Origin of the sequence: Agromyces sp. CF514 (assembly GCF_900113185.1) — a bacterium.
Taxonomy (GTDB): domain Bacteria; phylum Actinomycetota; class Actinomycetes; order Actinomycetales; family Microbacteriaceae; genus Agromyces.
The window spans coordinates 267,426-277,257 of the sequence record NZ_FOZD01000003.1 but is presented as its reverse complement, the minus strand read 5'-3'; the positions used below and the strand labels follow the sequence as shown (position 1 = coordinate 277,257).

Sequence of the window (9,832 nt, the reverse complement as noted above, 5' to 3'; positions counted from 1 at the left end):
ACGCTGTTGAGTTCTCAAGAACCAGACGCCACAAAACCAGACACCCACAACCCGTGGACCTGCAATTCAGGGCAACCTGCCAACCATACCACCACCCAGCACACCCAAACCGGAAACCAGCTGAGAACACCAAGAGGAGAAAGGTTCAATCCTAGACTTGAAATCACCGAGTCGCATTCCTGCGCCTTCGAGGTTATTTGGCTAGAACCGCACCCGACCATCCGGCCCGAAGACCCGACCGCCGCGGCGACATGGATAAACATACGCACCCCCACCCCGACCACACAAATCCAACACACACCCCGGGCGTGTCGCACGTGAGCCGGGGCGCCCGCGCTCCGCGGTGACGGCCGACATCCGCGCCCGCCGCCGGCATCCGCTCGCTCGAACAGGCCACCTCGAAACAGCCGCTCATCTGCGATGAGTCTTCTGAGTGAGCGCTCATTCAGTTATGATCGCACTCATGACCGAACGCACACGACGGGCGAAGCCGCTGAGTCGCGACGAGCGACGCGCCTCGATCATGGACGCGGCGGTGCCGCTGCTCGTGCAGTACGGGCGCGACGTGACCAGCAAGCAGCTCGCCGAGGCGGCCGGGGTGGCCGAGGGCACGCTGTACTCCGTGTTCCAGGACAAGGACGAGCTCATCCACGACTCGATCCACCGGCACATCGAGGCGACCTCCATGGTCGACGCGATCCGGGAGATCCCGGCGTCCGCCGAGCTCGAGGACGTGATCCGCACCATCGTCGAGCTCACGCAGCACCGCACCGAGCAGATCTTCGCGCTCGTCGCGATCCTCGGCTTCCACGAGCGCACCCCCGAACAGGCCAAGCGGCGCCCGCCGGACAACGAGCCCGTCATCCAGGCGATCACCGACGTGCTGCTGCCGCACCGCGAGCAGCTCGCCGTCCCACCGCGGCGTGCGGCCCAGTTCATCCGGTACGCGACCTTCTCGATGACGCACCCGATGATCACCAACGGCGACATCGTGCCCGCGGGCGAGATCAGCGAACTGCTCCTGCACGGGTTCTCGGCACGAGCGGATGCCGGCGGCACGCCCGCACCCGCCGACGAACGCCGCGCCGCGGCATCCGTCATCGACTCGCCCTTCATCGTGCCGCCCTCCACCGCGCCGCCCACCGTGCCGCCGTCCACCGCATCGCCGTCCACCGCATCCGTCTCCGCGTAGAAAGCCGCACCGCATGCTCCTCACCCTGTTGAAGCGCTACGTCCAGCCGTACTGGGGGCTGGTCGTGGGCGTCATCGTGTTCCAACTCGCGCAGTCGATGGCCTCCCTGTACCTGCCGACGCTCAACGCCGACATCATCGACCAGGGCGTCGCCACCGGCGACACCGCGTACATCCTGACGACGGGCGGCTGGATGCTGCTCATCACCCTGCTCCAGGTCGCCTGCTCGATCACCGCCGTCTACTTCGGCGCGAAGGTCGCCATGGCCGTCGGCCGGGACCTCCGTCGCGGGGTGTTCCGCAAGGTCGGCGAGTTCTCGGAGCGCGAGGTCTCGAAGTTCGGCGCCCCATCGCTCATCACGCGCACGACGAACGACGTGCAGCAGGTGCAGATGCTCGTGCTCATGACGTCGACCATGCTCGTCTCGGCTCCGATCCTCGCGATCGGCGGGGTGATCATGGCCATGCAGCAGGACCTCGAGCTGTCGTGGCTCATCGCGATCAGCGTGCCCGTGCTGCTCATCGCCGTCGGCCTCATCGTGACGCGCATGGTGCCGCTGTTCCGGGTCATGCAGAAGAAGATCGACCGCGTGAACCTCGTGCTCCGCGAGCAGCTGACCGGCATCAGGGTGATCCGCGCCTTCGTGCGCGAGCCGGAGGAACGCGACCGATTCGAGGTCGCGAATGCCGAGATCACGGATGTCGCGACTCGCGCCGGTCGCCTCATGGCCCTCATGTTCCCGGTCGTGATGGCCGTGCTCAACGTGTCGAGCGTCGCGGTGCTGTGGTTCGGCGCATTCCGCATCGAGGACGGCAGCATGCAGGTCGGAACCCTCATGGCATTCCTGCAGTACCTGATGCAGATCCTCATGGCCGTCATGATGGCGACGTTCATGGCCGTGATGATCCCGCGCGCGTCGGTGAGCGCCGACCGCATCGGCGAGGTGCTCGACACGACCTCGAGCGTCGTGCCCCCGCTGCAGCCCGCCCGCGAGCTCAGCATGCACGGCGCGATCGAGCTCGACGACGTGAGCTTCGCCTACCCCGGTGCCGAATCCCCCGTGCTGCGCAACCTGACCTTCCTGACCGAGCCGGGCACGACGACGGCGGTCATCGGCAGCACCGGCGCAGGCAAGACGACCCTCGTCAACCTGCTCCCCCGGCTCTTCGACGCGACCGAGGGCAGCGTGCGCATCGACGGCGTCGACGTGCGCGACCTCGAGCCCGACGCACTCTGGGAGCGCATCGGGCTGGTGCCGCAGAAGCCCTACCTGTTCTCGGGCACGGTCGCTTCCAACCTGCGATACGGAAAGCCGGATGCCACGGACGACGAGCTCTGGCACGCGCTCGAGGTGGCTCAGGCGCGCGGGTTCGTCTCGGCGCTGAAGGGAGGCCTCGACGCCCCCATCGCGCAGGGCGGCACCAATGTCTCGGGCGGACAGCGCCAACGACTGGCGATCGCGAGGGCGCTCGTGAAACGACCGGAGATCTACGTCTTCGACGACTCGTTCTCGGCACTCGACGTCGCGACCGACGGCCGCCTGCGCCGCGCCCTCCGCGCCGACATCGGAGACGCCTCGATGTTCGTGGTCGCCCAGCGGGTCTCGAGCATCGTCGACGCCGACCAGATCCTCGTGCTCGAGCACGGCGAGATCGTCGCCCGCGGCACCCACGAGGAGCTCCTCGCGAGCTCGCCCACCTACGAGGAGATCGTCTCCAGCCAGCTCAGCGCCGAGGAGGCCGCAGCATGACCACCGAGCAGCGCGACGCACAGCCCGATACCGGCTCGATCAGCGCGGCCACCCAGGCCGAGGTCGCCTCGGAGGCCGAGGCGGCGCCCGCGCCCGCCGCACCTCCCCGCCGCGGCGGCGGTCCGTTCGGCGGCGGCGCGCAGGCGCCCGTGCAGAAGGCCATCGACTTCTGGCCGTCGGCGAAGCGGCTCATCGGGCGGCTCCGCCCCGAGGCGTGGCCCGTCATCAGCGTGACCGTGCTCGCCATCATCGGCGTCGTCTTCAGCGTGCTCGGGCCGAAACTGCTCGGCGAGGGCACGAACATCATCTTCGAGGGCGTCGTCTCGTCGGCACTCGGCGGGCAGATGCCGGCCGGCACCACGCAGGCGCAGGCCGTCGAGATGCTGCGGGCCGCCGGTCAGGACGACATCGCCAACATGGTCTCGGCGATGAACGACTTCAGCGTCGGTGCGGGCATCGACTTCCAGGCGCTCGGCATGGTGCTCATGGGCGTGCTCGCGCTCTACCTGCTGGCCTCGCTGTTCATGTGGCTGCAGGGCTGGGTGCTGAACGGCGCAATCCAGCGCACGGTGTACCGCCTGCGCGAGGACGTCGAGGAGAAGATCAACCGCCTGCCGTTGAAGTACTTCGACGGCATGCAGCGCGGCGAGGTGCTCTCGCGGGTCACCAACGACATGGACAACGTGTCGCAGAGCCTGCAGCAGACCATGAGCCAGATGCTGACCTCGCTGCTGACGGTCGTCGGCGTGCTGGTCATGATGTTCACCATCTCGCCAGTGCTCGCCCTCGTGGCGCTCGTGACGATCCCCCTCTCGGCGGTCATCACGGTCGTCATCGCGAAGCGATCGCAGAAGATGTTCGCCGCCCAGTGGAAGCACACCGGCATGCTCAACGCACGGATCGAGGAGACCTTCACGGGGCACTCGCTCGTCAAGGTGTTCGGCCGCCAGAAGGAGGTCGACGAGGCATTCGACGCCAAGAACGACGAGCTGTACACGGCGAGCTTCGGCGCCCAGTTCGTGTCGGGCATCATCATGCCGGCCATGATGTTCGTCGGGAACCTCGTATATGTCGCCATCGCCGTCGTGGGCGGGCTCATGGTCGCCGGCGGCACCATGCGGCTCGGCGACGTGCAGGCGTTCATCCAGTACTCCCGCCAGTTCACGCAGCCGCTCAGCCAGCTCGGCTCCATGGCCAACCTGCTGCAGTCGGGCGTCGCGAGCGCCGAGCGCATCTTCGAGCTGCTCGACGCAGACGAGCAGGACGCCGACCCCGAGACGCCGGCGTCACCGGCATCCGTCGCGGAAGGCGGCGAGGCCGGCGCGCGCCTGGCGTTCGAGGACGTCTCGTTCAGCTACTCGCCCGACAAGCCGCTCATCGAGCACATGGACCTCGTGGCCGAGCCGGGCTCGACGGTCGCGATCGTCGGGCCGACGGGTGCAGGCAAGACGACGCTCGTGAACCTCATCATGCGGTTCTACGACGTCGACTCGGGTCGCATCACCTACAACGGCGTCGACATCAACGACATGACCCGCGACGACCTGCGCTCGCGCACGGGCATGGTGCTGCAGGACACCTGGCTGTTCGGGGGCACGATCCGCGACAACATCGCCTACGGGCGACCGGATGCCACCGAGGAGGAGATCCTCGCAGCGGCCGTGGCCGCCTACGTCGACCGGTTCGTGCACGCACTGCCCGACGGGTACGACACCGTGCTCGACGACGAGGCCGGCAACCTCTCGGCCGGCGAGAAGCAGCTCATCACCATCGCCAGGGCGTTCCTCGCCCGGCCGAACGTGCTGATCCTCGACGAGGCGACGAGCTCGGTCGACACGCGCACCGAGGTGCTCGTGCAGAAGGCCATGGCCGCCCTGCGCGAGAACCGCACGAGCTTCGTCATCGCGCACCGGCTCTCGACGATCCGCGACGCCGACGTGATCCTCGTGATGGAGGACGGCTCGATCGTCGAGCAGGGCTCGCACACGCAGCTGCTCGCCGCGAAGGGCGCGTACTACCGCCTCTACAACGCGCAGTTCGAGGCACCGGTCGACGAGCAGGTCTGATCGACGGATGCCTCGAGCCGGGCAGGATCCGGCGGGAACGGCCGAGGGGCGCATGCGAGTGATCGCATGCGGCCCCTCGCCGTTCGGGCGGGCCTTGGGCCGGGTCAGGCTCCGAGCTTCGGCTCGGTGGGCTCGTCGGGCTCGGACGCCTCGTCGGATGCGCTCGTCTCGAGAGGCTCCGCTCCTCGACCGGCGGGAACCAGTGCGGGCTCCGTGGCGGCATCTGCGGTCTCGGCGGCCTCGGCACGCGCCGCGCGCTTGGCCGCGCGACGCTCGCGCCCGCCCTCGACGAGGTTGTAGAGCACGGGCAGCACGACGAGCGTGAGCACGGTCGACGAGAGCAGTCCGCCGATCACGACGATCGCGAGGGGCTGCGAGATGAACCCGCCGTGGCCGGTGACGCCGAGGGCCATCGGCACGAGGGCGAAGATCGTCGCCAGAGCCGTCATGAGGATCGGGCGCAGTCGTCGCGAGGCGCCGTGCACGAGCGCGTCGCGCACGTTCATGCCTCGATCGCGGTACTGGTTCACGAGGTCGACGAGCACGATCGCGTTCGTCACCACGATGCCGACGAGCATCAGCACGCCGATCAGCGAGGGGACGCCGAGCGGCACGCCCGTGATGACCTGCAGGGCGATGGCACCCGTCGCCGCGAACGGCACCGAGACGAGCAGCAGCAGCGGCTGGAGCAGCGAGCGGAACGTCGCGACCATCACGATGTACACGATGAGGATCGCGGCGAGCAGCGCGAGTCCGAGCTGCGAGAACGACTCGGCCTGGTCGGCCGACACGCCGCCGATCTCGGCGGTCGTGCCCGCGGGCAGGTCGACCTCGGCGAGCGCGGTCGACACGTCGGCGTTGGCCGCCGTGAGGTCGTCGCCGGCCGGGGTCGCCGTGACGGTCGCGCTGCGCAGACCCTGCACGGTCGTGATCGAGGTGGGGCCGTCGACCGTCTCGACCGTCGCCAGGGTGTCGAGGCGAACCAGGCCGGTCGCCGTCGGCACCTCGAGGCCCTGGAGCTCCTCGACCGTGGTCGGGGGGTTCTCGTCGGCGATGTAGATCGTGAGCGTCTGCTCGTCGATGACGACGGAGCCCTTGGCCTGCGGCGACATCTTGCCCGACACGAACCCGCCGAGCGCCACCTCGGAGAACCCGGCATCGGCCGCCGCGTCGCGGTCGATCTCGACGGCGATGTACTCGCGCGACTCGGACAGGTTCGAGCTGACCTGCGTCAGCGAGTCGAAGCTCTCGAACTCGTCGACCATCGCATCGGTCGCCGCCTGCAGGTCTTCGGCGTTCGACGCGGTGATGTTCACCGCGATGTCGTTCGACGCCCCGAACCCGCTCGACGCGGTGAGCGTGACCTGGCCCACGTCGGAGAGCCCGTCGAGGCTCTCGCGAACGTCGGCCTGCAGCGCCTCCTGGTCGGCGTCTTCATCGGTGGTGATCGAGTAGGTGACCGTCGCGCCGCCGCCGCCGAAGATCGCGGCGAGTCCGCTGCCCGACCCGATCGAGGTCTGCACGGTCTCGACGCCCTCGGTGTCGAGGATCGCCTGTTCGACGGGCTCGGATGCCGCGTCCATGGCGTCGAGGCTCGAACCCACGGGGAGCTCCTGGGTGACCTGGAACGTGTTCTGGCCCGACGAACCGAGGAAGTTGGTCTTCATCAGGGGGACCATCGCGACCGTGCCGCCGAGCACGAGCAGCGCGATGATGATCGTCACGAAGCTGTGCTTCAGGGTCCAGGCGATGATCGGCAGGTACCCGCGCTGCAGGCGCGACGGGTGCTCGAGCTCGTCGGGAGCGCCCTTGCCCGCCTGATCGACGAACGCCGCCGCCGCGGCATCCGTCGCCCCTTCGCCGCCGTGCGCGTGCACCTTGGCGGGCTTGAGGAACCAGTACGCGAGCACGGGCACGATCGTGAGCGACACGAGCAGCGAGGCGAGCAGCGCGATCGTGACCGTCAGCGAGAACGGACGGAACAGTTCGCCGGTCACGCCCTCGACGAGCGCGATCGGCACGAACACCGCGACCGTCGTGATGGTCGAAGCCGTGATCGCTCCGGCGACCTCGCGCACGGCGTGCACGATCGTCTCGGCCTTGTCGACCCCGGCGACGAGATGCCGCTTGATGTTCTCGATGACGACGATCGAGTCGTCGACCACGCGGCCGATCGCGATCGTCAGCGCGCCGAGGGTCAGGATGTTCAGCGTGTAGCCGGTGGCCTGCAGCCCGATGAAGGTGATCAGCACCGACGTCGGGATCGAGATCGCGGTGACGAGGGTCGCGCGCACCGAGAGCAAGAACAGCAGGATCACGATGACGGCGAACGCGAGCCCGAGCAGGCCCTCGGTCGCGAGCGATTCGATCGACTGCTGGATGTAGGGCGCCTGGTCGAAGACGACCGTGAACTCGGCTCCGGGGTTCGTGCTGTCGAGCGAGGCCTGCAGGTCGGGCAGCAGCGCCGTGACCGCCGTCGAGACGTCGACCGTGTTGGCTGCCGGCAGCTTCGTGACCTGGATCGTGAGCGCGGGCTCGCCGTTCACGCGCGAGATGCTCGTGACCGGGTTCTCGTCGAGCGCGACGGAGGCCACGTCGTCGATCGCGAGGGCCACCGGGACGCTCGCGGCCGCGACGGCACCGGCACCGGGAATCGCCGTGCCGTCGGGCAGCGCGCCGGCTGCGGCATCGGGTGCGACCGGGGCCGCCTCGGTGCCGCCCAGCACGGGAAGCGCGGCGAGTTCGTCGATGCTCCCGATGCGGGCGCCCGTCTGCACGGCGTAGGTCTTGTCGCCCTCGGTGATCGAGCCGGCGGGGATGAGCACGCCGTTCTGCGCGAGCGCGTCGCCGATGGCCTGCGAGGTGAGGCCGTACGACGCGAGCTTCGCGGGGTCGGGCGTGATCGTGACGCGCTGGCCGGAGTCGCCGACCAGGGTCGCGTCGCGCACGCCGTCGACGTCCTTGATCTCGCCGAGCGTCGTGCGCGTCAGCTCGTCGGAGAGCGCCGCCGTGTCGTCGGCGCCGGTGACGGCGATCTGCAGCACGGGGAAGTCGTCGAGGCTGAGTGCGAGCACCTGCGGGTCGACGTCGTCGGGCAGCTGGCTCGAGATGCGGTTGATCGACGAGAGCAGCTTCTGCTCGGCGAAGGCGAGGTCGGTGCCGTACGTGAAGCTCGCGGTGACTCGCGAGACGCCCGTCGAGCTGTTCGTCGACGTGTCCTCGAGCCCGGTGATGCCCTGGATCGCGGTCTCGATCGGCGTCGAGACGTCGGTGTTCACCACGTCGGGCGAGGCGCCGGGGTACTGGGTGATGATCGACAGCTGCGGGAAGGAGATCGACGGCGCGAGCTCCTGCTTCAGGGTGGTCAGCGAGATTCCGCCGAAGATCGCCACGACGACCGTGACGAGGGCGATGAGCGCGCGGTTCTTCATGCTGAGCGCAGCGAGCAGTGACATGGGGTCAATCCTCGCAGTGCACGGGGTCGGATTCGGTCACGGATGCCTGTGAAAGCGAGGACCGAGTCTCCGGATCGTGCGCGCACCACTAGCCCTGTTCGGGGGACACCCGATATGGTGCAGACAGGATGGGGGTGATCCGGTTGGATTCGACGACGAGCGCGCTGCGCACGAACGCGACGCCCCGCGTCGGCGTGCGATACGCACTCCTCGGCGTCGGCATCTCCGCCGCATGGCTCACCGTCTCCCTGTTCTCGGGCGCCCAGAGCGCTTCGGCCGACGACGGCGGAGGCCGCGGCCTGCTCGGCGCCGTCGGCTCGCTGCTCGGCGGGGTCTCGGCGACCACCGACACCGTGGGCGACACGCTCGGAGCGGTGGTCGGCGTCGTCGTCGAACCCGTGAACACCGCGCTCGAACCGGTCGTCGAGATCGTGCCCGAGCCCGTTGCACCGGTCGTCGCCGTCGTGCCCGCGGTCGTCGACGGCGCCACCGGCACGGTCGACGCCGTGCTCGACACGGCGGACGACGCGACCGTCGACGTGGTCGCCGAGACGACGCAGGCGGTGACGGATGTCGCGAGCGGCGGCACCGTCGGAGGCATCGTCGATCCCGTGGTCGGCGTGGTCGACCGCGTGGTGGGCGAGGTTCCGGTCGTCGGCGGCGCCGTCGGCGGACTGGTCGGCGACGGCGGTCTCGGCGGCGTGATCGCTCCGGTGACGAACGGCGTCGACGACCTGCTCGGCGGGATCATCGGCTCGACCGGCGACCTTCCGGGCGGCGTGCTGCCCGGTCTGCCCGACGTGCCGCTCCTGCCCGGCATCGTCACGCCCGGCGGCGGGTCCGAGGGCGAAGAGCCCGCCCTGCCTCCGACACCGCCGGCGACGGTCGAGCCCGCCGGGCCCTCGGGGCCCCCCGGATCGACCGGTTCCGCGGGGCAGGCGCGTGCCGCGACATCCGGCGCACAGTACGCATCGGATCTCGGCCTCGCGCCGCCCGACGCGATCGTCGCCTCCGCACCGATCGGCGACATCCGCTCCGCTGCTCCTCCCGCAGATGCAGGCGGCCCATCCGGTGCGCCGCTGCCCGCCGGCGGCCCGAGCGCGGGTTCCGGCTCGGCTGCCGGCCTCATCGGGTCCGACGCGATCGACGCCTCGCAGGCGCTCGACGCCACCGCGTCGCGCACGCTCTCCTCGGTCGACGACGCGCTGCCGTCGTCGCCGGTCTTCGCGACCGACACCACCCCCGACTGACGGGGACCGCACCGCCCGCTCGCCGGGCGCGCAATCGGCGCGCCACGAGCACGGCGGTCACGGTCATCGCCCGCTCCGCATCGCGGCGCCGGGCAACCCACACGATCAGTCAGGAGCAA

General features: G+C 69.5%; 5 protein-coding genes. 4 read left to right on the top strand and 1 reads right to left on the bottom strand.

What is annotated here, in order from left to right; translation table 11 throughout:
* Positions 1-463 precede the first annotated feature (463 nt).
* From BM342_RS19340 to BM342_RS19330, 3 genes are read left to right on the top strand one after another with little or no spacing between them, the layout of a single operon-like run.
* On the top strand, positions 464-1,192 hold the full coding sequence (locus BM342_RS19340; RefSeq protein WP_177232273.1) for a TetR/AcrR family transcriptional regulator: 729 nt from the start codon (positions 464-466) through the stop codon (positions 1,190-1,192).
* A gap of 13 nt (positions 1,193-1,205) precedes the next feature.
* Positions 1,206-2,942 (top strand): ABC transporter ATP-binding protein, encoded by a 1,737-nt coding sequence (locus BM342_RS19335; protein WP_092969443.1) that lies wholly within the window; start codon positions 1,206-1,208, stop codon positions 2,940-2,942.
* A complete protein-coding gene (locus tag BM342_RS19330) occupies positions 2,939-5,008 on the top strand; it encodes an ABC transporter ATP-binding protein (RefSeq protein WP_092969440.1) in 2,070 nt (689 codons plus the stop codon). Before BM342_RS19335 ends, BM342_RS19330 begins: the two co-directional genes overlap by 4 nt.
* A 104-nt stretch (positions 5,009-5,112) precedes the next feature.
* On the opposite strand, the gene BM342_RS19325 is transcribed toward BM342_RS19330, so the two are convergent.
* Entirely contained in the window at positions 5,113-8,463 is a 3,351-nt protein-coding gene (locus BM342_RS19325) for an efflux RND transporter permease subunit (RefSeq protein WP_092969437.1), read from the bottom strand.
* Between the two features lie 134 nt (positions 8,464-8,597).
* On the opposite strand from BM342_RS19325, the gene BM342_RS19320 reads away from it, so the two are divergent.
* Positions 8,598-9,713 carry a hypothetical protein gene (locus tag BM342_RS19320; RefSeq protein ID WP_143109946.1) on the top strand — a complete coding sequence of 372 codons (1,116 nt, stop codon included), beginning with the start codon at positions 8,598-8,600 and terminating at the stop codon, positions 9,711-9,713.
* Positions 9,714-9,832 lie beyond the last annotated feature (119 nt).

Bases quoted from the DNA above. Each gene is read 5' to 3' on its own strand.
- BM342_RS19330 (WP_092969440.1), top strand. From the start codon at position 2,939: ATGACCACCGAGCAGCGCGACGCACAGCCCGATACCGGCTCGATCAGC.
- BM342_RS19335 (WP_092969443.1), top strand. From the start codon at position 1,206: ATGCTCCTCACCCTGTTGAAGCGCTACGTCCAGCCGTACTGGGGGCTG.
- BM342_RS19325 (WP_092969437.1), bottom strand. From the start codon at position 8,463: ATGTCACTGCTCGCTGCGCTCAGCATGAAGAACCGCGCGCTCATCGCC.
- BM342_RS19340 (WP_177232273.1), top strand. From the start codon at position 464: ATGACCGAACGCACACGACGGGCGAAGCCGCTGAGTCGCGACGAGCGA.